The sequence below is a fragment of the Candidatus Nitrosocaldus islandicus genome (genome assembly GCF_002906215.1).
GTDB classification, from domain to species: Archaea; Thermoproteota; Nitrososphaeria; order Nitrososphaerales; family Nitrosocaldaceae; genus Nitrosocaldus; species Nitrosocaldus cavascurensis.
This window is the reverse complement of sequence record NZ_CP024014.1, coordinates 435,082-461,524: the sequence shown is the minus strand read 5'-3', so window position 1 is coordinate 461,524 and position 26,443 is coordinate 435,082. Positions and strand designations below refer to the sequence as shown.

Here is a 26,443-nt window from a genome sequence, read left to right as displayed (position 1 = left end):
TATACAATATAATTATTTACTTATCACCATCATCTTATGTATATCGCTGGCCTATATGGTAGTGCAGACTTCTTTGCTACACTGTTGCTACTGCTACTACTATCCTCTACCATAACCTCTACTCTACAGTTGTACTCCTCCTCTAGTAATGGTATTGCATCACAAAGTACTCTAACCTCATCCAACACACCTATACTTGCCCTCCTCAACCTAGACTCTGGGGGTGTTGAGAGTATGCTCTCTATCATCCTCTTCACCATCTCTGGCTTACTCTTTGCATAAGTTGCTATAGTATCTGATCCTCCTGCACTAGATGAACCCTTCACAAGCATACGCATCACATCACCATAGTTGGTTATACCCTCATTTATAATGCTCAATATCCTCAAGTAGAGTTCCCACTTCCATGCCTCTGCAACCTGTATGGTTATCATACTTGGCTTCATTCCAGTAACCTTGATTATCTTCTCAACATCCTCCATAACATGCATTATTAGAGATTCACCTTCATCAGCTATGCTATTGATCATAGATGGAGTAACCTTGGGCCACTCTGCCATAGATACAAAGCCCTTACCTCTCAGTATACTCCACATCTCCTCACATATGAATGGCATGAATGGGGAGAGCATCCTCACTCTAGCATTAAGGAATTGTATGATTGTAGATGCTATCTCATCATCACCTCTACCCTTGCTCTTTGCCCTCTTTAGATACCATTGCATATCCTGATCCATTATGTAGAGGAGGTTGTTCAACGCCTCCCTTACCCTTAACCTATCCATCGCATCTGTTGTGCTCTTTATCATATGCTGAAGCCTGCTCATGAGCCATACATCCTCCTCCTGCTTATGCTTATGCTCTTGCTTTTGCTCTTGCTTCTGTTCATGCTCATACTCATGCTCTTGCTCATACCCTCCTCCACTCTCCTCATCAACCCTGTTGTTACTCTCACCTCTACTACTAGTAGTAGCATTGGCAAACTGCATACATATGTTGTATAACCTCTCAACCTTCTCCTTTATGCTCTTCAACATATCAAGCGTAAAGTCAGCGTCCTGAAGTAACTCAGCAGATATAAGGAGAGATGCTCTTATTGCATCGCTTCCATACTCCCTTATAGCCTTGCGCAGTGGCACTATATTGCCTAAAGACTTGCTCATCTTCTTACCATCCATAAGCACACTACCATTGACTACTATCTGCCTAGGCCATAACTCTTCAGGGAATATGGCAACATGGTTGAAGATGAAGAATGTTAGATGGTTTGGTACAAGATCTCTACCAGAGTGCCTGCTATCAACAGGGTAGTAGTAGAGGAACTCCTGCCTAATCTGCTCAATCAGATCCTTGCTTACCTTGCATGACTCTGCAATGCTTGAAGGATCCCCAACTCCTAGCAATACGTAATCAAAGAACCTATCATCTATTCCATCTACATTGAGCATCCTAGCATACTTTGCTATTATGTAGTATGCCATGTATATTACAGAGTCTGAGAGTGACTCTATTATCCAATTCTCATCCCATGGGAGCTTTGTACCTAATCCTGATCTTCTAGCACATGCCCTCTCCCTTAACCAATCTATGACGTATACGAACTCATCCCTTATATCCTCTGGCAGTATCTGCATGCTATCAAGGCATTTGTGTGCTAACCTCTTCCACTCTCTATCAGAGTAGTTTATGAACCACTGATCCTCAAGTATCTTAACTACGCATGATGCACCACATCTACATCTTACTGGCTTTGCAAGATCAAGCATGGTATCTGCAAGGTTCCTCTTGAGCATATCATCCCTAACCTTCTCCCTAGCATCCTTCACACTCATGCTTGAGTAGTCCATAGTTATACTATGGTCTGATGAGATCCTACCCTTGTAGAACTCATGTGAGTATAGTTCGTTTGTGGCATCCTCTAGCCTAGGATCATCCTGCCTTGATATACCATACCGCTTTATAACTACAGATGCAGGTACACCATCCTTTGAGTACTCACTCTCTATCATAACTATTGGCTCTATCTTCAGTATATCTGCATCTATACCTTTAGCATATTCATGGATACCAACACCAGCATGTATACCAGCCTTCAGATCAGTCAACGCTTGATAGTCATATGGTGCATGTGCTGGTACAGACATAACAACTCCAGTACCATTCCTTGGATCAACGAACCCTGCTGGTAGTATTGGCACATCTCTATTGGTCAATGGTACCCTCACCCTTTGCCCTATCAGTTCTCTGCCCTTGATAGTATGCTCAACATGCACATCCCTGTTAAGGTATGTTAGCCTCTCAGCAGCATCCATGCTTACAAGCCACTTCTCCTTCCCATCTACCATAGCAACAACATAGTCCGCATCAGGGTTAAGCCAGAGGTTGGTTACCCCAAATACCGTCTCTGCCCTTAGCGTTGCTGCAGGTAAGATCAGTCCTTCCATAATCCTACCATCATCATCATTACCTCTAGCATCTAGCACGAACTTTATCAACACATACTCTATGAACTCTGGCTCAACATCCCCAAGTGTATCATGCTGGCTTACTGGACTCTGATCCCTAGGGCACCATCCAACTGGATGTGAGCCTTGGGAGATCAACCCCTTATCCCTCAACCTCTTGAATTGCCATGTTATGAACCTGTTGTACAATGGATCTATAGTTGTGAACTCCCTCCTCCAATCTATAGAGTAGCCCATCTCCCTCATCCCTTCCTTGATCTCTGCATGGAAGTACCTTGCTATATTCACTGGGTCCTTGAAGTACTCTATATACTCTGGCTTCACACCATAAAGGTTCACGAACGTCTCTACCAACTCCTTATCATGCTCTGCTATACGCCTTGACATGGCAAGTATTGGTGTACCAGTGTAGTGGAAGCCCATGGGGAAGAGTACGTTATAGCCCTTCATACGCATATATCTTGCATGAACATCAGCAAGCGTATAGGTTCTTCCATGTCCTATATGCTGTGGAGAGTTTGGATATGGATATGCTACTGTTATGAAGTACTTCTCCTTACTGGAGGGATCGCTCTCGAATATCCTAGCCTCATCCCAAGCATCCATCCATCTCCTCTGAATAGCAAACCAGTCTATGGGCATGGATGCACACTCCTAATAACAGTAGTTATGCTGAACCTAGTATGATGCCCTCAACCATTGCAGATGCATCCTTGACCTCCCTGTACTGGCCTCCCCCCTGAGCAAACCTATCATCTCCCCCAGCAGAACCACCAAATATGGATGCTATGCTCTTTGCTACACTGCTAGCCTTGAACCTCTTCCTTGCTGATTGACCAGAGAATACTATAACCCTCATACTCTTGTTACCCTTGCCTATCAATACACAGTACACAAGCCTTGGCTCCATCTCTATCGCCTTCTCCCCTACTGCTATATGATACTCTTCATCTAGCAGATCATCATATACAGCATATAGCTTGATGGTATTGTTATTATCATCATAATGCTTACTGCTCTCATCCATACCAACCTTGATCATCTTTGCATTGCTCACAACACTGCTTGCCATCCCATCTGCAATCCTTCTTATCATCAACCTCAACCTCCTCCTTGCATCATCTGCCTCCTCAACCTTCCTTGCTAGTGTATCTACAACCTTCTCCTTGCTTGAACCTAGGATACCCGCTATAGATGATACCTGCTCCTCCTGCATCTGTACATACCTCAATGCTGCCTTGCCTGCAACGAACTCAAGCCTAACTATACCATCCTGTACCCTCTCTGCCTTTATTATCTTCACCATACCAACCTCCCCACTCCTCTCACAGTGGGTACCTCCACACGCCTCTATATCCCAATCCTTTATCTTGACTATCCTTATACTCTTGTTTGGCACATATCCTCCCTGGTATATCCTGAAACCGTATAGTTGCTCAGCAACATTCCTATCCATAAGGGTAACCTCTATAGGTAGATCAGCAAGTACTATATCGTTTGCATACTCCTCTATCCTCTTCACATCATCCCTGCTCAGTGGAGAGTGATGCGTTATATCAAGCCTAGCATAGTCCTCATCCTTGAATGCTGAGTGCTGCCATACCCATGGGCCTAGAGCCTTCCTTGATGCTGCATTGATTATATGTGTAGCAGTATGATGCCTCATTATCAACCCTCTCCTCTCACCATCAACCCTGCACATTACAGTATCGCCCTCCTTGAAGCTTATCTCAGCATCCTCTATCTTGTGAAGTATAACATCCCCCTGCTTTATAACATCCACAACCCTAGCCTCGTTTATGTATCCATGGTCTGGCTCTTGCCCCCCAGCCCTTGCATAGAATGCTGTTCTATCAAGAACAACATATGGCATCTTGATCTTCACAACCTTTGCAGAGAACTCTAGCATGTACTGATCCTCATAGAAGAGAAGCCTTGTAGGCTCTATGCTGCTTACATCCATTATAGGCTTTGGTTCCTCTACCAAAGGCTTCTCATTATGCCTCTCAGCAAGTATTGTGTAGAAGTTCTCTGGCACCCTATCTATTATGCCATGCTCCTTAAGGAAGTCAGGTGTTATCCCATCAGACTCATAAAGCTTGATGAGGTCATCGTTGCTCAACCTCTTCCCAGATAACCTCTTTACTACACCCTTCATCCTCTCTATAGCATCTGCATACCTACTACTCTCAACAGCAAGTATTGTTCTAACACTCTCCCTCTGCTCACCCAACTCTGGATACATAGATGATAGATAGTCTATGTGCATATCTGCAATCTCCTCAAGCCTTATGCTCCATCCTAGCCTTCTCAGCATTGCAAGTACCCTCCTAAGCACTACCCTTAGATTGTAGCCTCCTCCAGTGTTGCTTGGCAGTGCACCATCCGCTACAGCAAATGTTAATGTTCTAACATGGTCTGCTGCAGCATATATAGCCTCTAGAGGCACTATAATCCTCTCAAGTCTATCTGTATCTACACCAAGCATCCTTGCAATACCATCAATACCCATGCTACTTCTACTAATACTACTACTTGAAACTATCTTGAAGTACCTTCCAAGCAGATCCTGGTCATACTCTACACCAAACCTATTGATCATATGCTTAACAACGGGGCCAAATGTGCAATCGTAACTAGTTGGCGTACCCATAGTAACCCATGAGAACCTCTCAAGCCCAGCGCCCATGTCAACCACCCTCTCCTTCATTATCCTGTAATCCCTTGGGTTCCCCTCAAACTCAGTGAATACAGCATTACCCAACTCCAAGCCTCTAACATAGTACTCTAGAGAGTACCCAAATGCACCATAACCAAGCCATACATCCTCAACGAATACAATCTCATCCTTCCTTATGCCTAGAACATCTGTAAGCATCTTATAATCTAGTTCTATACATCTATCCTTCCAATACCCATTCTCAGCATCAGCAATGCTATGCTGCCCTATCATACAGAATGAGGTGTAGTGCTTCCCAGTCCTCCCAACATTCTCTATATCGTTGAACCTTAAGCACATCTGAGGTACTATAAGTGGGTTTGCAGGTAACTCGAATACCACCTTACCACCTATAACACGCTGAAAGTCAACTATCGATGCTACAGTGAAGAAGAGATCATCCCTCCATCTGCAGACTACAGGATAGCGCTTAACAGATGTATGCCCATTCTTGATGAAGAAATCCTCTACAGCCTTCCATGCCTCTATGTAATCAAGCCTCTTGCTGGTTGGAGGGTTGCCTATGAACCCATAGGGCTCACAGTTTGGGCACCTCTCCCTATCATTTAGAGCCCAGAAGTAGGCATTGCATACACTACACTGCTGCCTCTTGAACCCAAGATCATCGAATAGGGATACCCTATAGTACCTATCTGGTTCTGATGAGAACCTTGCAAGTAACTCCTCCTTACTCAATACAATAGCATGATAGGAATAATCTATTAATCCTTTCTATCATCTGTTGATGCGATGCACCGTCATTTATGCAAGCCTGCATATCTGTCTACTTTCTACCCATACCATATCCTACTCTCCTCCTCCTTATCATCACCATCATCATATCATCTTCTTCATCCTCTATTACTTACTTAACTCATCCTTACTTATTGAAGGCACTATATGGTATTCACCATTGTAGTACTGGAGTATCTTTACATTATCCATCTCTCCTACAACCTGCCCCAACTGAAAGATTAGTGCCAATGGACCAGATAGTATGAGCCATACCTCATTATCACTATCACTACTATTACCCTCACTACTATACTCATTGGAAGAGAGTGCATCGTTTATCTTTTGGTACGCTTCCTTCACTATCTTCTTGAACTCGTTTATATGAACCTCTCTAGGGTAACTTACTACAGCATAAGGTCTTCCTAGGTGCTTTATTACAGCACCAACTACAGATTTTCCTATCTCTATCACTATTATTTTAGCCATGCTCTTGGACCTACCTTCCTTATTTAAGGTAAATGAGAAGTGGCCTAACTTATTCCTTACTTATCAGATCAGTCTTGTTTTGCAATGGTATAGCATTACCATGCTTGCTCAGCAGAACCTTTAACTCCTCAACCCTCTTCTTTAGAGTAACTAGGCTTATACCTGCAGTTACTGCTAGATACTTCATACTAACCATCCTTCTCCCCTCATCCCCTAAGGCTAAATACACTATTGCAGCAGCAACACCAGCAGGGTTTACGCCATTGCTATTCATAATCTTAGCAGCATCATCTGCTAACCTATACGATACATCCTTGAGCACTGTAACATCAATACCCTTCTGCCCGTCCTGCACACCATTGCCTATACACCTTACAATCTCATCCACATATGCATGTAGTGCTGCATTAGGCACGGTTAATCCCAACGTTCTCTGCATTGCTCTATAGCATACTGCAAGCCTCCTTGCATCCATACCAACCCTCTTTGCAAATGCATTAACGGTTATTGCATATCCTTCAAGCCTAATTGCTGTATAGAGTGCTGTATACGCTATAACCCTCTTACTCTTTACCCTATACACCCTGCTGAAGTCCATGTAAAGTTCTGCAGCCCTTGAAAAAATTGAGTTGGAGTTGTATATGCCATGCATGCAATCACCTCCTACAAGCATATACTGCGCTCTCAGCAGATCCTTAACCCAACCATCGATCTCCCTGCTCTTACTGTACATTAGTTGCACCTAATTAGTCTGACCTAATTAGATATTTAAATATTCTTGCTACTAACTATTGCTATACGCTTTACAAGTTTGCTCATGAGGTAGCCTAGGGTTGCACCATAGCCAAGGTGGTATGGTAGTGCACTTATCGTTATGCTCCATACCATGCCAAGGAGTGCATTGACTGATACGGGTGTGGAGTAGAGCATGCTAACATCACTTACTGCTCTAAATGCTAGAGATGGCTTAACTATTAGGAAGGTTACTGGTAGGAAGAGTACAAGCCATATGATGAAGCCCAGTATAAGACCAACGCCAGCAGCCCTGTACGAGCAGACTATGCATACCTTGCCCCTTAACCTCCAGTGCTTGAGTATAGTTACTAGCAGGAGTGAGGATAATGCACCAACTATCGTGCTGGTTGCAACATGTAGTGCCAAACCTGAGTATAGTGCATATACACCTCTTAACCCTACAATCTCGCCTATAACAGTGTAGAATGTACCCAATGGGAAACCTATCTCATACTCACTTGCAATAAGCAGCACTGTAACATACCAGCTTGTTATGAACCCAGCAACAGCTCCAGCATAGACAGTCTTGCGTGGAGAGAATACATAGAGTGGTTCAACCATCATCCATCACCTACACAGCATCCACACTCACACAACCTATCCCCATACATATCACAGTGACATATGTTCATGAGTTTAACTCATATCATAGAAAAATATAATACTTTTTGTATAAAAATGGATATATATATTTAAAGTTTAAGTTATAATGGATGAATGTATAGCAAGACAGTTATGAGATGGTGTAGTAATGAACAGATGTTAACATGTACAGATGTAAGCAAGTGATCTGCTTATTTGATGGTTATTATAGAGGATGTATGGATGGGCTGATGTAGTATCTAGATAAGTGAATAGATTAGAGATAGATTAATCACATCTTATGGCTACCTTCAAGTGCGGTTATATTCTCAAGGAGTGTTGGAAGGAATACACCAACATCAGAGACTATACCTACAGCCTGCCATGTACCTCTATCCATCAACTTTGTAACAACTGCATGGTTTATATCAACTATAACAACCTTAACATGTGAAGGGAGCATGTTCCCTACTGCAATGCTATGGAGCATAGTGCTAAGCATGAGAACCATATCTGCACCTCTAAGCACTTCCCTGTACATCCTCCAACCTTGAACAACATCTGTAATAACATCTGGTATTGGACCATCATCCCTTGGCGAGCCTATGAGCACATAAGGCACATCATTCCTTACACACTCATACATTATACCCTTCTTTAACCTACCATTCTCAACCATAGCCTTTATCGAGCCTGCCTTGAAGACCTCATTGATTGCACGCATATGGTGCCTATGCCCTCTAATTGCTAAAGTGCCATCATGAACATACATGCCTAGAGATGTACCGAAGAGAGCATGTTCTATATCATGTACTGCTAATGCATTACCAGCAAGCAAACCCTTAACGTAGCCAAGCCTTATCAATGCTGCTAGGGCATCTGCTGCACCAGTATGCACAACTGCAGGACCTGCAACCACAACTATCTTCCCATCATTATGCTTAAGCATATACATATCTCTTGCAACCTTCCTTATCATCTGCAGCGTTGGTCTCTCGCTAGATGCATCACTACTCATGAACTTGAAGAGATCCACACCCTCCCTAGGCCTCTCTGGAGGGATAACCCTTATACCCTTCTCACCAACTACTATGAGATCTCCTCTCTTAACCTCTCTTATTGCTTTACAATAGGCTCTCCTGCTTGATGGATCGTAGACTATGCACTTATCCATCATTATATCCTCAACCTCCACCCATCTACCATCAACATATATCATAGTCCTGTTGTTGGTTGTGCTATAGAACTCATCTGGAAGTACCATGTCCCTTGGAGCGGGTTCAAGCATCACTTCTTCAATCTTTACTGAGACTGCGCCTTCCCTGTAAACCTCCTCCAGTATCCTTGCAAGGTGCTCTTGGCTCTTTCCTTTAACTAGCAGTCTAGCATAACTTGGAGATGTCTTCTCCTTACCTATCCTGAACTCTAGAACCTCAAAGTCACCATTCAGATCCATAACCTTATCGAATATCCTTGTTAGGATCATAGAGTCTATTAGATGGCCAGTAACCTCAACCTCCTGCTCATACTCCATATCAGTAGGTAATCTTACATGCTTGGATAAAAATCATACAGGAAGCCTAACCTTTCCTTTGTACTCTTGCATACCATCACTGCGCATCCTTACTACTATCTGTTCAGCCTCCTCCTTGCTATACCATGATGCTATAGCCTTAGCATTACCATCAGAGTCACATAGGCAGATGATAAGGCCATGCTCTCCCTCAACTACTGAGTAGAGGTTCTCCTCACCAACTGGCTCCCAACCCTTGCCTTGGCTTGAACCCTTCAATGCTATTGCTGGTAATGCATTACCAGTGTACCTCTTGAGTATGCTTACTGCATCTCTTATCCTTGCCTGCCCTATCTGGAGTGCTTGGAAGTACTGCATCTGATAGCCTTAGCATTTCTTCCTCATATCTCTTTTTCTTATCTAGTAAAAGAAGTGTAGAGGCTTCTTATTGGTTGATGGATAGATTATGCAGCCTATGTTACAAAACTACTTTATTGGTTAATACATATGATATCTGCCTTAGCTACCTTCTTTGCTTATCTACTGTATGTTAAGTAGATTGTATAATAATGATACCTTTGAACTCTTTAACCTTTAATATACTCTAGCCATAACATGCTTACTGAATATCCTAAGGAAGAGAATGCTGACTCTACTTCTGCTATCCATCTATATATAGCCATACTGCTGTACTCTACTCTTCCATCTTAGTATGCTGTGCTATACAGCATATGCTAGATGATCATCACCATCTATAGAGTTACTCCTTCTTCATTACCCTTATAGCAGGTTCTTGCATTATCAGTAAGCAAGGGACTAAGTTATATGCTATAATATGTCCCATCTGCTAATACCCTCCTTACCCCCTATTTATCTTCTCATAACACCAATTGCAATGCATTAAAAGAGAAGAGTGTCTCCCTACGCTTAACTAAAGATTCATTATATTTACCAATCCATAATAGCCTAATCTTTATGCATATTAAAAGATCTTGCTAGGTAGTTATGCAACAAAGCAAGCGACAGAGCAGTTTATATAAACACAAATTGACCATAGTATTAACAATCTTCTACTAACATGATAATAATCCTATGCATTTATCTCATCTCATGCCAAGAGCAAGAGAGGCAAAGGCAACGTTCACTGTAGGGCAGACATGGGGTGCATTGAAGAAGGCTTGGAAGGGGTACAAGATAGCCAAGGTACAGGGGGATAGGGAGAAGATGATAGAGTATGCTCAGAAGATAAGGAAGTTACAGAGCGAACTTAAGGTACCTCAAGCAACGTTCCCTGAACTGTCTATAGCTTAACATTTACATCCTATTTTTTGTTTTGTACACCTGCCTTGTTATCCAGAAATAGGAAAATTTTAATATTAATATCCTTGATAGATATCATGCATAACAAAAGGGTTAAAGCACCAAGCATGGTTAGTATTGTATCAATACACCCACTACTAATGTTATTCATGCTACTACCATTACTATTACTGCTACTGCTGCAATCACCCTCTCTACTACAGGAAGGCTCATCCATGAGCATGAACACATACGATCTCATCATACTTGAACATCACCATCCAAATGCAGAGTATGCTAGGATAAGTGTTGTTGATGGGGATACTGTTAGACTGCTTGATAAGAAGGAGAACCTCAGGCTTGTAGGCTACAATGCGTATGAGTTGAGGGAGCCTCTAGGCAGTGATGCAAAGGCTTATCTACAGAGCCTATGCAGTGATGGCAATGCATACATTCTCATCGATCCTCTTGAGCCTAGAGATAGGTATGGAAGAATGCTAGGCTATCTTTGGTGCAACGTCAAGATCGATGGTTATACAGCATGGGTATCTGTGCAAAGAGCATTCCTTGAATCAAATCTCATCAAGAATGAACTCTACATAAAGCCAGACCTCTACCCATACTGGGTATGGAGGGAGAGCAAGGAGATAAGGTTTGAAGGATATTCAAGCAAGATGGTAGGCAAGGTTACAGTTGTAGGTTCAGATGGTGTTAAGGTTTATGAGAACATAACGAGTGTTAATCTTGCTGCTGGTGTATACAGGGTATGTTTAGCCCCAACCTTAGACCCATGCATACTTGTTAATACATTGGATGATGCTGATGCTATTGTATACATTGATGTTGATGATCTTACCAATTATACAGGAGGATCTGATGTAATACATGTGCGTAGTGTAGAAGGGAGGAGGATTGCCTTCATACGTGCTGAGATTCCTTCCCTGTATATAGGGTCTATAAGGGTTGTTACTGATGATGGCTTCATAGCAAAGGCCAAGGTAATAACAGATGATGGAAGGATATTAACATCTGTTGTAAGGGATGGTAGTGATAAGGTGCGCATAGATGCCAATACACTCCTCATCAAGCTATACGTTGTGAAGAAGGATAGCAGAGAGGTATGCATAGATGGGCTCTCTACCTATAGGATGATGCTCAATGGAGTAAGTGTTGATAGACCATGTATAAGGTTCAGCAGGTAAGAAAGGGATGAAGAATGAAGGTATGAGTTGGGTTCATATGCTAACCAATATATTTAATTCAGCATCTTGATCATACAATGCAGATACAGGATAGCAATGAGGGTAGTTATGAGATTGCATGTATGGAGATAGCAAAGACACTGATAGATGATCCCTGCATAGATAGGCTAAAGGTGAAGAAGATCATCAAGGCTATAGCAAACAAGTACTCTTTGCCTACACTACCAAAGAATTCAGATATACTTGCATACGTTGAGAGTTACTACCATAAGAATGGCAAGACTAGTGGAAGTGATCTTGCATCTGAACCTCTTCTAGATGATAAGTTTGCAAGGCTCAAGATGCTACTAATGGTTAAACCATCTAGGACTGCATCTGGTGTAGCAGTAATCTCAGTCATGCCAAAACCATATCCATGCCCACATGGAAGATGCATATACTGCCCTGGAGGAGTTGAGGTCAACATACCAAACAGTTATACCCCATCCTCCCCAGCAACAATAGTTGCAATGAGGCATGGTTATGATCCATACATGCAGATACGATCAAAGTTAGATGCTCTAGCAAGAAATGGGCATTATACAAGCAAGGTAGAACTGGTTATAGTTGGAGGCACGTTCCTGTTCATGCCAATTGAGTATCAGAGGTGGTTCATAAAGTCATGCTATGATGCACTTAATGGGTTCAGGAGCAGCACACTTGAGGAGGCTATAGCATACAATGAGCATGCTGAGGTTAGGAATGTAGGCTTTACAGTAGAGACAAAGCCAGACTACTGCAAGGAGGAGCATGTTGATCTCATGCTCTCATATGGCATAACAAGGGTTGAGATTGGTGTGCAAGCATTGAACGATAGGGTTTACAGGCTTGTCAATAGAGGACATACACTTCAAGATGTTGTAGATGCATTTAGAATAGCAAGGGATGCAGGGTACAAGATAGTTGCACATATGATGCCTGGACTCCCTGGCTCAAGCATTGAGCAGGATATTGAGGAGTTCAGGATGCTATTCAATGATCCTAGGTTCAAGCCAGATATGATCAAGGTATACCCAACCCTTGTGCTGAAGGATACTCCACTCTACAAACTCTATGAGAGAGGGGAGTACAAGCCATACAGTGAGGAGCAGTTCATAGAACTCATAGCAAGGATTAAGAGTATGGTGCCAAGATGGGTTAGGATAATGCGTATCCAGAGGGAGGTTGATAGCAGTGAGATAGTTGCAGGGGTAAGGCATGGGAATGCTAGGCAACTAGCATTGAAGAGGTTAAGAGAGCAGGGGCTTAAGTGTAGATGCATAAGGTGCAGAGAGGCTGGACTCAACTATGCTAGCAATATTGGCACTACAAACACTACTACTACCAGCATAGACCCAAGTAGAGCAGTACTCTTGCGTGAGGATTACGATGCTGGTAATGGAAGGGAGGTCTTTCTATCTTATGAGGATCCTGAGCAGGATCTGCTCTTCGGCTTCCTAAGGCTAAGGAAGGTTAGCAGTTATGCACATAGGGATGAGGTTAAGGGCAATAGCAACAACACATGTATCGTTAGAGAGTTGCATGTGTATGGTCAAGTGCTACCATTGCACAAACATTATCCATGGAGTTACCAGCATAGAGGCTTTGGGAGGATGCTCATGGAGGAGGCTGAGCGTATAGCAAGAGATGAGTTCCATGCAAGCAAGTTGCTTGTTATAAGCGCTGTAGGAACAAGGGAGTACTATAAGAAGCTAGGCTATGTACAAGAAGGACCGTACATGGGAAGAGAACTATGATTAAGGTAAAAGAAGAAAAATAAGAGTAGAGCATTCATTTATCCAATACCTCATCTATAGATCTCATGTCTCTCCCTTACTGTTGAGAGAGGTTATGTTCATCAACATTATATGGTGTTGGTTCTCTTTTCACTTCTTAAGATATTCTGCCACACTTTCTAGCTCCTTGACGAACTTCTCATAATCGTACTTTTGTGCATGTAGTACAGTACTCCAGAACAAAGTACTGCCTGTAATAACTGCTACTTCGTTGAGTTCCTCATCAGTTGCTCCATGCATCTTTGCTGCACTCCTATGGTATATCTCACAGTACGGACACTTTATGGTTGCTGCTACAGCTAACCCTATCATCTCCTTATACTTCTGCGGTATAAGACTTGTACCTAGTTCGTACTTCTTGAATATTGGCCACATGTAATGGAGAACATCTATTGGCACTCCTTTGAAGAATCCAGGTACAGATCCCATAGCCTTGGATATATCATCTAGTGTTCTATCGTACTCTGTTACTGCCATATTCTATATACTAGAATAAGCTATTTAAACATTTATTAAATGTATGGTAAATTATACCACCAAAAGTTATGAATACTACAGGATTCTTGCTTTAAATATGATAATAATCATGTGGTATTAGGCTATATACTTTTAGATATATATAAAGAGGGATGGTAGATGATGGTGAAGAGAGAGGATGCAAAGAGTAATAGGCAAGGGTACATGGCTAGATAAGGTTGCCCACCTCCTAGTAGAGAGGGAGAGGAGGCTTGGTAGGGATCTATCGTTAATAAGGGTTGAATCTGGATTGGGAGCATCTGGAATACCACATATAGGTAGCCTTGGCGATGCTGTTAGAGCATATGGTGTTAAACTTGCACTAGAGAATCTAGGCTACAAGGGGGAGTTGATAGCATATAGCGATGATATGGATGGGCTTAGGAAGATTCCACATGGGCTTCCAGAGTGGCTCAAGGAGTATATAGCGATGCCAGTATGCAATATACCAGACCCATTCACATGTCATTCATCCTATGCAATGCACATGTCAAGTATGCTCATGGATGCACTGGATAGGTTAAGCATACAATATAGGTTCCAGAGTGGGTATGAGGCGTATAAGCAAGGGTTACTAAACAAGGAGATAGATATACTGCTAAGGAATGCCAAGGTTATAGGAGAGAGGATTGCTGAACTTGTTGGACAGGAGAAGTTCAAGCAGATACTACCATACTTTCCTATATGCTCAAACTGCAAGAGGATATACCTTGCCCAAGCATATGAGTATGTTGAGGATGAGCATAAGGTACTTTATGAGTGTAAAGGAGGCATAATAGGTAGAGAGTATGTACAGGGCTGTGGTTACAAGGGAGAGGCTGATGTATTCAAGGCTGAGGGTAAGTTAAGTTGGAAGGTTGAGTTTGCTGCAAGGTGGAGTGCTCTTAACATAAGGTTTGAGGCGTATGGCAAGGATATAATGGATAGTGTCAAGGTTAATGACTGGGTTGCAGATAACATACTGAACTATGCCCATCCCCTTCATGTTAGGTATGAGATGTTCCTTGACAAGAGTGGGAGGAAGATAAGTAAGAGTGCTGGAAATGTATTTACACCTCAGTTATGGCTTAGATATGGTACTGCAGAATCTCTCATGCTACTGCTCTTCAAGAGGATAGCAGGTACAAGGCATGTTGGTGTTGAGGATATACCAAGGCTTGAGGATGAGTATGATAGACTTGAGGATACATACTTCAATAGTAGTAGGATAGATATTTCTTCTTCCCTATCTTCTGCTTCTACTACTACTGCTGATACAATGAAGTTGATCAAGCAGAGAGGCATATATGAGTACATAAACCACAACAAGCCACCAAGCAGAGCAGGGGAGCATGTACCATACATGCTGCTTGCACAGTTGGCAGCAGTAGCAGTTGAGGGGAAGGAGGTTGAATACGTACTCAACAGACTTAGGGCATATGGGATGCTGAAGGGAAGCGATGGGATCTCTGAGAGGTTGAGGGAGAGGATACTCAAGGCAAGGCTTTATGCGATTGAGGTGTTACAGCAGAGACCTGAGTCCAAGGCAGTATCTCTAGATGAGAGGCAGAGGAAGGCTATAGAGGATCTTATACAGGTAATAGGCAGTAGTGATGATGCAAAGGTTATACAGTCAAGCATATTTGATACTGCAAGGAGGCATGGAATAGAGCCTAAGGAGTTCTTCAGGTTACTGTATATGCTGCTTATAGGCACTGACTATGGACCAAGGCTTGGGCCATACATAATCGATGTTGGGAGGGATAATGTAATAAACATACTCAAGAGGCATCTTGCTAGTGTATGAAAGATGGATCTCAGCCCTTTCGTATCCTCGTTCCTATACTCTTCTCTTGCCGTATTACCAGAATGAAGAGAGGAAAGGGGATATAGGCTTTACTGTTTACCTACAGAGATTGTCAAGATAAGACTGGTCTCTATATGAATTGAACGTTAGTATGTTATATCAGATATGGGTATTATGCTAATAAAGGAGTTATGATGATTATGCTAACAGATAATAGTAGTAAAGATAGGTAGACATTCAAAACCAATAGGCAGATGATCAATAACAATAGTATATACTAGCAATATATTACTCTCCTAAAGCATCCAAACAGTACTATCAATCAATCATGATAATCCTCTTATCAAGTTGTATATCTATGAATACTACTGTTAGATCTGTTTAGATAATGGATGATCTTCAAGGAAAGTTGTTATAAAATGCTAAGTCTCCTCTTTATTTAACATTGTAAAACCATTCATGACTAATATCTCTAGCATAATACATAGACATGCTCACCATTAAGCTTTGTTTGAGTCCCATCTACTGCAATTGCCCTTAGGCTCGTTCAGAACATTCTTCAAAGCATTATACTACTGCCTAATAGCTTCATATGATAACCTTCCATCTAATATACTCCTCAAGGATAAGCCAGAGTAGTGCAAAAGTGCAGCAAGAACTATATCCTCTAAAGGTACCTTATTCCTCTTGAATATATTGGACTCTCTTACTAGGCTAATAATGTAATCTAATCCATTCATGAGATTATTAGAATAGCAAGCATAAATGTTAACCAAAATGATTGAACAAGAAATAGTGAACGATGAAGAATATCTTGATAACCCCGCTTCCTGTATAGCGTAATATAAATATCTCTTATGCAATATATGTATGTATAAGATGAATACAAGTAGCAAAATAGTAATCTTAGCTAGCATTCCTATAACATTTGCTATTGTACTAGCATATATAATAATTAACAACAATAATACTACCACAACAACAATCCCTTCTTCTGATAGCCTGAACAACGATACTGATGCAATTTACGAATATCCAGAATGCATTAACGAGTTAAATAAAGACTCGTTAAGGGAACATGCACTACCCCTATTAAACTCAAGGATATCAGATTATTTCCCATTAGATTATACTTCAAGGATATCAGACCATATAATAATAGGTACAATAAATGACTTTGGAGGGATCTCTAAGCCTAAGTTAACACCTGACATACTTATGTCACTTAGTAGCATGACTGTTAGTGTTGAACGTGATCTTACAGGCCATTATAGTAAGAGGGAGATGATTGTTAGAACAGCACCTGGAGAACTCAGATGCCTAATGCCTGGAGATAAGGTCCTTCTATTTATAAGAATTGAAAGAGAAGAGGAGGGAAGATTGGTTCCATTTCCTGGAGGTTATTTCATGATCATGGGTATGATAGGGGCATACAAGATAGTAGATGATAAAGCATATGGCTACTACCATCCTGATGGTATAGAGCTGGAAGAATTAATAAGATTGATTGAACAAGCAAGGAGTGAGAGGATAAAGGATATAACGATGAGGGCAGATTACATAATACTAGGAAGGATAACCAAGATTGAGCCCACACCCCTATACATTGATCCAGATGAAGATGTAGATGAGAAGAATATACTAACAGCAAACTTTACTATAGAGGTGGAGGAGGAATTGACAGGTAATTACAATGGGGATGTGATGATATTCTTTGGTGATAGGGATTGGAGTAGATGCAAGATTGGTGATAGATGTATTGTATTCTTGAAGTATGGTACCAATGAGTATTATGAGCCTTTGATAAATAACGATAAGATCTCTCCTTACTATGCTATATATCTGGAATCGCCTACAAACGGCTACTATAAGATAATGGATGATAACAAGGCTTACGGGGATGAATTCCCTGAGGGTATAGATGTGGATATGCTAATAGCAAAGATAAAGGAGTATAGATCAAATAAGTCACAAAACTGAGGTTAGATTATCATCAATATGCCTAGTATAACTATGAAGTATGCAGGTTATACACTATATCGATAATCGTATGATAGGTTGAGTGTTCTAGTACTTGATACAAAATGACGGTATTCAGAGTTATACAGCAAAGCAATAATAATAACAACTAACCAACTATACTGCTGAAGGTAACCTAATCACTACCTTGTTGTTAGGCAAAGCACTCCTTATTGCCTTTATCACTTATGTTTATGGTTATTATGAAATCTTCCTGCTGTATTTGGTCTTATGACAGGTGAATCAGGGGTTAGTACTTCACCTTGCCTTATCCTCTCCTCTAACTAGTCTTTTAGATAGGAGCAACCCTCCTTGCTAAGGAAGGTTATGTAGGTGTGTCTAGCCTTGCTCAACTCCCTTCTACTATCATGCTGGCACTCTTCTGAAGGATATGGTAGTAGAGGCTGTGTCATTACTACTATTACTACCACTACCTCAACCATTGCCATTACTACTAGCATCAATAACTAAATCAGGGATATCCTTTAGCTAGTCCGTCATTGTCTAGTCGCCTAGAACTCCAGGTCTTAACCCTGAGTGTGCCATAACACATGCTACCCTAGCCTTCTTATCCCCAACAAGAAGGATATACTTCAACTCTTGTGAGGGAACTCTCATTAACAAGGGTGGGAGCATCCCTAGCGCTCTTTACCTGCTTCATATTAATAGCCTTGCCATTATGGCTCAGCCATGACTTTATAGCCTGTAGAACAGATTCTATGTAACTGCTGAGTATGTATGCTCAGCATAATAGTCTAGTAGGAGGTCTAGCAATACAGGTTCATCCATTTCTATTAGTGTGAGGGGTAGTGTTGGTAATGTTACAGAAGTTAGTCTACTCAAACATATATCTGCTGTAATTAGAGAACTAGCAACATTCTCATACCAGCGCCTTATGGCAGGGTCTACTACTAAGTGCCTATGCTTAGCCTTGCTAACAGCATTTATATTTAGATGCTAGTGGGTTGAATATTGATTGCTGTCGTTATACGTACCAAAACCCTACACAAGCACCAACACCAGCCCTACCACTAACATTAACATTAACGCTAGCATTAACACTATTACCCCTATCTACCCCTCCCTCCTGCCCATACCTCTCCTCTTCTCCCTCTAACCAATAGATAAATTGCTAGATCTTGAACCCAAATGGGAGTGGGGTCGAGGGGACTTGAACCCCTGACCTACGGGTCACTGCAGCTCCAGAGCCACATCATCCTTGCGTCAGATGACCCGTATACCTCTGGAGCCCTTTGCGGTTCCTAATCTATAACTGTCGCCCTGCCTTACTAGGCTACGACCCCGTCCATATAATAGTCATACATGCCTTGATATTAACCTTAACAGATCAGATGATCGATCAACGACCCTTCCTATGAGCTACCCTCTTATGCCTCTCTAGATGCTCTCTATCCTGAAACTCTACATTACAATACTCGCATATATTGCCATTGTTTACTTTACGCTTGAATAGGTTCAAGTAACCATACTTCCTGCTAGGGTGTAATAAATGTTTGTCACTTCTCTACCATCAGGTGTTATACTTTTATCTCCTATCCCATCTATCAATATAGATGATACTCTCCAAGAAGGTTATATTCACATCCATCATAGCTGCTATAGCAGTTGTAACCATATTTGCCATACAGGTTATCTCATCATACATTAATAGTACGAGTGACACAACCCAACTGGAGAAAGGTAGCATGAGTATTGTATTCACAAGGGAGGAGATGAGGCGTGTAAGCTTTGGTGTCGTAGAGAGGTTTGCTGCAGAGAAGGTTGAGAGCATGAGCATACAGGCTGATGGTAGGGCACTGTATACCATGCAGCAGGGCATAAACAGTATGCAGAAGGAGTTCAGGGTACCCAGTGAGAGGTTGAAGAGCATAAGATCATTCATAAACGATGTTGGGCTCTTTGATGCAGCACTTAACCTTAGTGATGAGGTTAAAGGGAGTGATACGTTCATCAGGTACACATTCACTACAACCCTAGATGGCTCAAGCAAGAGTCTAAGATGGGCTGAGAGTATAAGAAGTGATGAGTTTGCACCAGCAGATGTGCCCCCATTGCTCATAAGACTTAGGTGCATGCTCATGCAGATCATGAGTGAGCCTGCAGGGGTAGGGTTCGATATGGCTAGATGTCTTCAGGGCTTATCCTGATCACAAGGCTGAATATGGGTCTAATTTATGATAGCCTTCAATATATAGCATATGAGCATGAGGTTAACTAAATATATCTGGATGGTATGCAAGATACTGATAGTATAGGATGATGAACACAAGTAGAAGCAATATATCACTGGTCTCAACAGAGTTGAATGCTAGAGGCATAAAGATGGATAGAATAGATGCTCTGCCGGTAACAAAGGGCACAACGTTAGTAAAGCGTGGGTTTGCACATATGCAGAAGCATGGGGTTATAATGGATGTTACAAATGTTGAGCAGGCACAGATCGCTGAGGATGCTGGTGCTGTTGCAGTAATGGTGCTTGATAAACTTCCCTATGATGTTAGGAAGGCTGGAGGAGTTGCTAGAACTGCAAGCATAAAGGTGATAGAGGAGATAAGGGACCATGTAACCATACCAATAATGGCCAAATGCAGGATAGGGCATACTGAGGAGGCAAGAGTGCTTGAGACTGTTGGTGTTGATATGATAGATGAGTCTGAAGTCTTAACACCAGCAGATGAGGAGAGGCACATATGGAAGTGGGATTTCACTACACCGTTCGTTAATGGTGCAAGGAACCTTGGAGAAGCATTGAGGAGGATAGAGGAGGGGGCATCTATGATAAGAACCAAGGGAGAGCCTGGTACAGGGAACGTTGCAGAAGCGATTAAGCATATAAGGATAGTGAATAGCGAGATAAGGAGGATAAGGGCAATATATGAGGATGGAGATGTGCAGGAACTTATAAGGACAGCAAGAGAACTAAGGGTATCATATGCATACGTGCTAGAGACCGCAAGGCTTGGAAGATTGCCTGTGGTTAACTTTGCTGCTGGAGGAATAACAACCCCAGCAGATGCTGCTATGCTCATGAGTCTAGGGTGTGATGGTGTCTTTGTAGGCTCTGGCATATTCAAGAGCCAAGATCCCATGGAGAGGGCTAGAGCAATAGTAATAGCAACATCATATTGGGATGATCCAAAGGTTGTAATGGAGGCTCAGAGGATGATAGATGAAGGCAAGTCTATGCTTGGTATGGATGTTAAGACCCTAGAGTTGAGGATGCAGGAGAGGGGTAGCGAGGCATGATGGTGATATGGTGATTATACATCATCTATCGATCAATTAATTAGTGGGTGTTTAATGATGGGCATAACTATAGGTGTTCTAGCACTTCAAGGGGATGTGGAGGAGAATGTTAATGCTACTAGAGAGGCATTAAGATCACTAAATTTAGATGGTGATGTTGTACAGGTTAAGTATCCAGAGCATGTTGGAGGTATAGATGGATTGATAATACCTGGGGGAGAGAGCACTGTTATAGGTACACTTGCTATGCTCAATGGTTCACTCAAAGTTATAAGGGAGAGGATAAGTGCTGGGATGCCAGTTCTAGGCACATGTGCTGGTATGATAGTGTTAGCGAAGAGGGCATACGATAGAGTTGTTGGTGAGACTAGACAGCAGTTGCTGAACCTTTTAGATGTAACAGTTGAGAGGAATGCATTTGGTAGGCAGATAGACTCATTCGAGGTAGATCTAAGCATAAAGGTGATTGGAGATAAACCATTCAAGGGTGTCTTCATAAGGGCTCCTGTGGTTAAGAGCGTTGGGAGCAACGTTGATGTACTTGCAAGGCTAGATGATAGCAACAAGATAGTTGCTGTTCAACAAGGTAATATTATAGGTACATCTTTTCACCCTGAGCTCTCGGGAGATACAAGACTTCATGAGTACTTTATAAAGTTAGTTAAAGAGTACAAGAAGAAGTGATAATATGATATAACATATCTCTCCCTTCTTTACCATTGATAAAGAAGGTGAACTTTCTATTGCATTAGTTCCTATGCTATCCTATCCTATCCCTGCTCCTCTCCTTCCTCATCCTATACACAACTGCTGTAAATGAACCTCCAACTACACCTACTGCACCTATTATACTCTCTGGAACAACATTGAATGTTACTGGTATGCTAAACACTACACTGCAAAACCATACCCTATTATATTAAAATATTTTATAGTGCAACATTTTGAAATTAGGAATTTCATAATTTGGTATAGTGTACTATGAAAATCTCCAAGGAGTAGTTAGATCGATGCTACCTTGATCACTATCTTGCCAAAATGGTTATTCATCTCCATCTTTGTGTGAGCAAGAGCAGCATCCTTTAACGCAAATACAGAGTCTATAACTGGCCTTATATTATGTTCTTGCATGAACCTCAGCATCTCTACAAGTTCCTTCTTAGAGCCCAGATATGCACCAAAGATCAGTGCAAGTTTGTTGTAGAATGGTCTAACCTCAACATTTGTATGCTCAGATGCAGTTGCTCCACACACAGCCATTATGCCACTCCCCTTCTTCAAGCACTTTATGCTTGTATCCCATATACCAACATGGTCTATTACTAGATCCACACCCTCGCCCATAGTGAACTTCATGACCTCTCTTACTATATCCTGCTTACTCCTATCTATAACTAGATCGCATCCTAAAGCGTAGGCCTTCTCTAACTTGTCTTGACTGCCTACTGTTGCTATAACCTTGTAACCCATGACCTTTGCAAACTGTACACTTGCTACCCCTATACCACTCCCAGCACCATACACTAGTAGAGATAGGTTATCATTAACGGTGTTAGTATTAGCAAGATAATCAACAGCAGCAGTAGTAGTAGCAATGGTAACATCATCGTATCCATTGATATCCCTCATAAGCCTCATGGCATACTTGATCATACTGTAGGCTGTAAGGTATGCAATGTTAATGGATGCTGCCTCCTCCATACTAAGATACGATTCCAATGGTATGATGTTCCTTACTGGTACCTTGAGATACTCAGCATATCCACCATGCCAGCTACTGAACCCCCCAATTATAGATGCGTTGCTACTTATACATCTACTCTCCTTACCAATCCTACAGAATCTGCATGAACCACAATGTATCATTGGATAAACAACAACCTTGCTACCCTTCTTCATCTTAAGATTAGGATGGTCTACATCACTTGTTAGATAGCCAGAGATATCACAGCCTAGTATGTGTGGGAATCTAACCTCCCTCCCTGCTAAACCCTTCCTAACCCATACATCAAGCCTGTTAACAGAGCATGCATGTACATTTACTAGCACCTCATCCTTACTGCATAAGGGCTCTGGGAAGTCTTGATACCTTAACGCATCCACCCCTCCATGTCTATGCAGTACTACAGCCTTCATACACATCACATCACGTAACTATGTTATGCATTGCCTTGAGGTCCTTGCTGAACTCCTTGAGTTCATCCGGTATGCTTATTGCTATTTGATCTCTTAGGGATTTACCAGAGCTCTTCTTTGCATTCCATACCATTGAGTTGAACTCTACTATAGCATCTGTGTATCTACTCATCTCCTTCTCCCATCTTGCCTCTGGGAACCTCTCCAGATGGATGCTCCTACTAGAGTACAGTGCTCTCCATAGATGGTCTGTTATGAATGGGGTTATTGGTGCAAGGAGTAACAGTATGGTTGATAAACATTCATGCAGTGTATAGCATGCTGCATCCTGCTCATCCTTGCTGAACCCTTGCCCATATGCTCTAGCTTTTACCATCTCAATGTAGTGGGGAGCAAAGATGTTCCACACAAACTCCCTTACAGCATTTGCTGGCACAAAGAAGTTGAACTCTCTATAACCTTGCATGCATCTCTCAATTAGCAATGATAACTCTGCTAGAATCCATCTATCACTTGCCTGAAGTGATTTGCTTATCTCAACTCTAGGGAATGATGATATGAACCTTGCCATATTCCATAGCTTGGTTAGGAACTTCTGCATCCCTGCTATCCTCTGCTCTGAGCATCTAAAATCGTATCCAAGGTTAACCTCACTTGCACTCCAGAACCTGAACGTATCTGCACCATACTTGCTTATCACAGGGTATGGGTCTATAACATTGCCCTTGCTCTTACTCATCCTCTCACCCTTCTCGTCAAGCCCATAACCCATTATCCATGCCCTCTCAAATGGTGCCTTGCCTGTGAGTTGGTAGCATCTCAATATGGTGTAGTGTAACCATGTCCTAACAATATCCTTTGCCTGAGGCCTTAACGTTGCTGGGTATGTGTAGTTGAAGAACCTCTCATCACTAGCATATTTAGAGATGAAGAGTGGAGATATACTTGAATCCATCCATGTATCGAATGTCCTCTCCTCCCCTACAAACTCTCTCCCATCGCAGTATGAGCACTTACTGAATGGAGGCTTCTCCTTCCATGGCCTATAGTATCTGCCCTTCTCTGGAAGGTTTGGTTTACCACACTTCTTGCAGTACCATATAGGCACTTCAGTTGCATAGAACCTCCTCCTAGATATTGGCCAATCTATTGCTATAGAGTTGAGCCAGTTCAATAGTATCTGCCTATGCATCTCTGGATGGAATATCATCTTACTTGCTATATCCTTTAATTCATTTACAAACTGTAACTGCTTTATGTAGAACTCCTTCATGGGTATTATCTCTATTGGTGTGTTGCTCCTCTCACATACAGGGGTTCTATGCATTATGTTCTCAACCTTTACTATTAGGCCCATCTTGTCAAGATCATCTATTATTGCATCTCTAGCATCCTTAACCTTCATCCCTGCATATTTTCCTGCATTGCTTGTCATGAGACCGTTAGAATCCAAGGCAATAACCTCTTGCAGTCCAAGTTCTCTGAAGAGTTGCACATCTGTATGGTCTCCATAACTACATATCATCACTGCACCAGAACCAAAGTCCATGTTTGCAGATGGATGAGGTGTTATCTTAACCATTGTGTTGTATATTGGCACAACTGCTGTCTTGCCATAAAGATGTTTATATCTACCATCATCTGGATTCACTATGACTGCTCTACATGAGCATAGAAGCTCTGGCCTAGTTGTTGCTATAACTATCTCGCCATCACCACCATCTTTGTTACTATTACTGTTACTATTACTACTACCATCCTCAACCCTAAACCTTATGTAAGCAAGTTTGGATGGCATATCCTTATACACTACCTCAGCATCTGCTATAGTGGTGCCACAATCAGGGCAGTAGTTGTTTGGCCTAGTAGCCTCATACACAAGCCCTCTATGCCAAAGATCTATGAACGTTGCTTGCGTTAATGCTCTATACTCTTCAGAGTCAGTCCTGTAGTAATTTGTTAGATCAGCACTTAGCCCAAGTCTCCTCATTATTGCAACCATCTCATGCTCAAGCTCATCGAGCGCATTCTTACATAGTTCTAAGAACCTCTCCCTTCCTACACTTCTCATGCTAACCTTCTTCACCCTCTCAGTGTATATCTCAACTGGAAGACCATTCCTATCTATGCCTATTGGGAAGTATACGTTGTAGCCCATCATCCTTGCTGTCCTTGCAATCATGTCTATCTGTGCATAGTGGGCAGCAGCACCTATATGCCATGGCCTCCCAGATGGGTATGGAGGGGGAGTATCTATCACGAATGGCTTCCTACTCTCATCTATAGTGAATCTATAGAGCCCTTCCTCCTTCCAGATCTCAAGTAACCTCTCCTCTATACTTGCATCCCAGACCTTCTCCTTTATCCTTGGCTCTATCATATACTGCAGGATTTACAAGCAGGTATATGTATCTTAATATGCTCTACTTCACAACCTCATACTCCACACCATCCTCTATGCCTAGACTCTTGAATATCTCTAGCCTAGATATGCATCCATGGCATCTACCACAATGCCTCTCAACCCTTAGATGGCAACTCCATGTATGCTCTAATGGCACACCAAGGTGCAATGCAAGCCTTACAACCTCAACCTTACTCAGATCTGCCAATGGAGTAACTATCTCTGCTGGCTCATTAAGCATGAACCCCTGCTTGAATAGCCTGTTTATCCCATCTATGTACTCCTTGCTGGCATCCTTGAAGAAGAGCATATCATCCCTGTTATGCCCTCCAACTATCCATCTAACATGCATGTACTCTGCTATATGTGCTGCTATTGAGTAGAAGAGCAAGTTCTTTGATGGTATGTAGAATGGCCATCTTAGATCATCATCCTTGTAGTTTGAGGGGGAGTAGCCATACATGTTGAATGCCTCCTTCACAAATGGCAACTCCAACTCTATAAGCATGGTATTAGCATCTCTAGCAATTAGTCTAGCAGCCTCTATCTCCTTGATCCATCTATTATGATAGTTCAGTGTTAATGCGTATACCTCATAGCCCTTGCTCTTTGCCCAGTATAGGCACGTTGCAGAGTCTATCCCTCCAGAGAGTAGCACTAATGCCCTCTCTCTACCATTATCCACATCTATGCTTGTACTCATGA

Annotated in this window: 22 protein-coding genes and 1 tRNA gene; 8 read left to right on the top strand and 15 right to left on the bottom strand. The window is 42.0% G+C overall.

Annotated elements, in window-relative coordinates:
• Positions 1-29: 29 nt before the first annotated feature.
• From leuS to CRG89_RS02415, 7 genes are all read right to left on the bottom strand, one after another.
• Positions 30-3,107: a leucine--tRNA ligase gene (gene leuS / locus CRG89_RS02445; protein WP_103286778.1), complete on the bottom strand. Its 3,078-nt coding sequence runs from the start codon at positions 3,105-3,107 to the stop codon at positions 30-32.
• Positions 3,108-3,132: 25 nt separating this feature from the next.
• Positions 3,133-5,880 carry an alanine--tRNA ligase gene (alaS, locus tag CRG89_RS02440; RefSeq protein WP_103286777.1) on the bottom strand — a complete coding sequence of 916 codons (2,748 nt, stop codon included), beginning with the start codon at positions 5,878-5,880 and terminating at the stop codon, positions 3,133-3,135.
• A 165-nt stretch (positions 5,881-6,045) separates the two neighbouring features.
• Positions 6,046-6,405: a hypothetical protein gene (locus tag CRG89_RS02435; protein ID WP_103286776.1), complete on the bottom strand. Its 360-nt coding sequence runs from the start codon at positions 6,403-6,405 to the stop codon at positions 6,046-6,048.
• A 49-nt stretch (positions 6,406-6,454) separates the two neighbouring features.
• Positions 6,455-7,138 (bottom strand): transcription initiation factor IIB family protein, encoded by a 684-nt coding sequence (locus tag CRG89_RS02430; protein ID WP_103286775.1) that lies wholly within the window; start codon positions 7,136-7,138, stop codon positions 6,455-6,457.
• A 35-nt stretch (positions 7,139-7,173) separates the two neighbouring features.
• Positions 7,174-7,764, bottom strand: coding sequence for a hypothetical protein (locus CRG89_RS02425; RefSeq protein ID WP_103286774.1), 591 nt, complete (start codon positions 7,762-7,764; stop codon positions 7,174-7,176).
• Between the two features lie 310 nt (positions 7,765-8,074).
• Positions 8,075-9,316, bottom strand: coding sequence for an ornithine cyclodeaminase, nickel-pincer nucleotide-dependent (locus CRG89_RS02420; RefSeq protein WP_103286773.1), 1,242 nt, complete (start codon positions 9,314-9,316; stop codon positions 8,075-8,077).
• Between the two features lie 33 nt (positions 9,317-9,349).
• Positions 9,350-9,673 carry a hypothetical protein gene (locus CRG89_RS02415; RefSeq protein WP_103286772.1) on the bottom strand — a complete coding sequence of 108 codons (324 nt, stop codon included), beginning with the start codon at positions 9,671-9,673 and terminating at the stop codon, positions 9,350-9,352.
• A gap of 732 nt (positions 9,674-10,405) precedes the next feature.
• Here CRG89_RS02415 and CRG89_RS02410 point away from each other — a divergent pair.
• The 3 genes from CRG89_RS02410 (at position 10,406) to CRG89_RS02400 (ending at position 13,571) form a co-directional block, all read left to right on the top strand.
• The gene (locus tag CRG89_RS02410) at positions 10,406-10,606 is read left to right on the top strand and encodes a hypothetical protein (protein WP_103286771.1); all 201 of its coding nucleotides are present in this window, start codon (positions 10,406-10,408) and stop codon (positions 10,604-10,606) included.
• Positions 10,607-10,692: 86 nt separating this feature from the next.
• Positions 10,693-11,796, top strand: a complete 1,104-nt coding sequence (locus CRG89_RS02405) for a thermonuclease family protein (RefSeq protein WP_148695253.1) — start codon at positions 10,693-10,695, stop codon at positions 11,794-11,796.
• Between the two features lie 77 nt (positions 11,797-11,873).
• The gene (locus tag CRG89_RS02400) at positions 11,874-13,571 is read left to right on the top strand and encodes a tRNA uridine(34) 5-carboxymethylaminomethyl modification radical SAM/GNAT enzyme Elp3 (protein WP_103286769.1); all 1,698 of its coding nucleotides are present in this window, start codon (positions 11,874-11,876) and stop codon (positions 13,569-13,571) included.
• Positions 13,572-13,700: 129 nt separating this feature from the next.
• On the opposite strand, the gene CRG89_RS02395 is transcribed toward CRG89_RS02400, so the two are convergent.
• Entirely contained in the window at positions 13,701-14,087 is a 387-nt protein-coding gene (locus CRG89_RS02395) for a carboxymuconolactone decarboxylase family protein (protein WP_103286768.1), read from the bottom strand.
• Between the two features lie 178 nt (positions 14,088-14,265).
• On the opposite strand from CRG89_RS02395, the gene lysS reads away from it, so the two are divergent.
• Positions 14,266-15,912, top strand: a complete 1,647-nt coding sequence (gene lysS / locus CRG89_RS02390) for a lysine--tRNA ligase (protein ID WP_103286767.1) — start codon at positions 14,266-14,268, stop codon at positions 15,910-15,912.
• Positions 15,913-17,130: 1,218 nt separating this feature from the next.
• Entirely contained in the window at positions 17,131-17,892 is a 762-nt protein-coding gene (locus tag CRG89_RS02385) for a hypothetical protein (protein WP_148695254.1), read from the top strand.
• A gap of 323 nt (positions 17,893-18,215) precedes the next feature.
• On the opposite strand, the gene CRG89_RS08590 is transcribed toward CRG89_RS02385, so the two are convergent.
• The 3 genes from CRG89_RS08590 to CRG89_RS08585 form a co-directional block, all read right to left on the bottom strand.
• On the bottom strand, positions 18,216-18,392 hold the full coding sequence (locus CRG89_RS08590; RefSeq protein WP_158648669.1) for a hypothetical protein: 177 nt from the start codon (positions 18,390-18,392) through the stop codon (positions 18,216-18,218).
• Positions 18,393-18,648: 256 nt separating this feature from the next.
• The gene (locus CRG89_RS09090; RefSeq protein WP_269459681.1) at positions 18,649-18,774 is read right to left on the bottom strand and encodes a hypothetical protein; all 126 of its coding nucleotides are present in this window, start codon (positions 18,772-18,774) and stop codon (positions 18,649-18,651) included.
• 313 nt (positions 18,775-19,087) lie between these two features.
• Positions 19,088-19,235 (bottom strand) — tRNA-Trp (locus tag CRG89_RS08585).
• A gap of 270 nt (positions 19,236-19,505) precedes the next feature.
• On the opposite strand from CRG89_RS08585, the gene CRG89_RS02380 reads away from it, so the two are divergent.
• The 3 genes from CRG89_RS02380 to pdxT all read left to right on the top strand — a co-directional run bounded on the left by CRG89_RS02380 (position 19,506) and on the right by pdxT (position 21,882).
• On the top strand, positions 19,506-20,099 hold the full coding sequence (locus tag CRG89_RS02380; protein WP_103286765.1) for a hypothetical protein: 594 nt from the start codon (positions 19,506-19,508) through the stop codon (positions 20,097-20,099).
• A gap of 175 nt (positions 20,100-20,274) precedes the next feature.
• Positions 20,275-21,198 (top strand): pyridoxal 5'-phosphate synthase lyase subunit PdxS, encoded by a 924-nt coding sequence (gene pdxS, locus CRG89_RS02375; protein ID WP_217349422.1) that lies wholly within the window; start codon positions 20,275-20,277, stop codon positions 21,196-21,198.
• A gap of 57 nt (positions 21,199-21,255) precedes the next feature.
• Positions 21,256-21,882 (top strand): pyridoxal 5'-phosphate synthase glutaminase subunit PdxT, encoded by a 627-nt coding sequence (gene pdxT, locus CRG89_RS02370; RefSeq protein ID WP_103287879.1) that lies wholly within the window; start codon positions 21,256-21,258, stop codon positions 21,880-21,882.
• A 76-nt stretch (positions 21,883-21,958) separates the two neighbouring features.
• Here the strand turns inward: pdxT and CRG89_RS09085 are convergent, their stop codons facing one another.
• The 4 genes from CRG89_RS09085 to CRG89_RS02355 form a co-directional block, all read right to left on the bottom strand.
• The gene (locus tag CRG89_RS09085) at positions 21,959-22,090 is read right to left on the bottom strand and encodes a hypothetical protein (protein WP_269459682.1); all 132 of its coding nucleotides are present in this window, start codon (positions 22,088-22,090) and stop codon (positions 21,959-21,961) included.
• 110 nt (positions 22,091-22,200) lie between these two features.
• The gene (locus CRG89_RS02365) at positions 22,201-23,334 is read right to left on the bottom strand and encodes a zinc-binding dehydrogenase (RefSeq protein WP_158648668.1); all 1,134 of its coding nucleotides are present in this window, start codon (positions 23,332-23,334) and stop codon (positions 22,201-22,203) included.
• Positions 23,335-23,344: 10 nt separating this feature from the next.
• Positions 23,345-25,711, bottom strand: coding sequence for a valine--tRNA ligase (locus CRG89_RS02360; protein WP_103287878.1), 2,367 nt, complete (start codon positions 25,709-25,711; stop codon positions 23,345-23,347).
• 46 nt (positions 25,712-25,757) lie between these two features.
• Positions 25,758-26,441, bottom strand: coding sequence for a 7-cyano-7-deazaguanine synthase (locus CRG89_RS02355; RefSeq protein ID WP_103286763.1), 684 nt, complete (start codon positions 26,439-26,441; stop codon positions 25,758-25,760).
• Between the last annotated feature and the right edge of the window lie 2 nt (positions 26,442-26,443).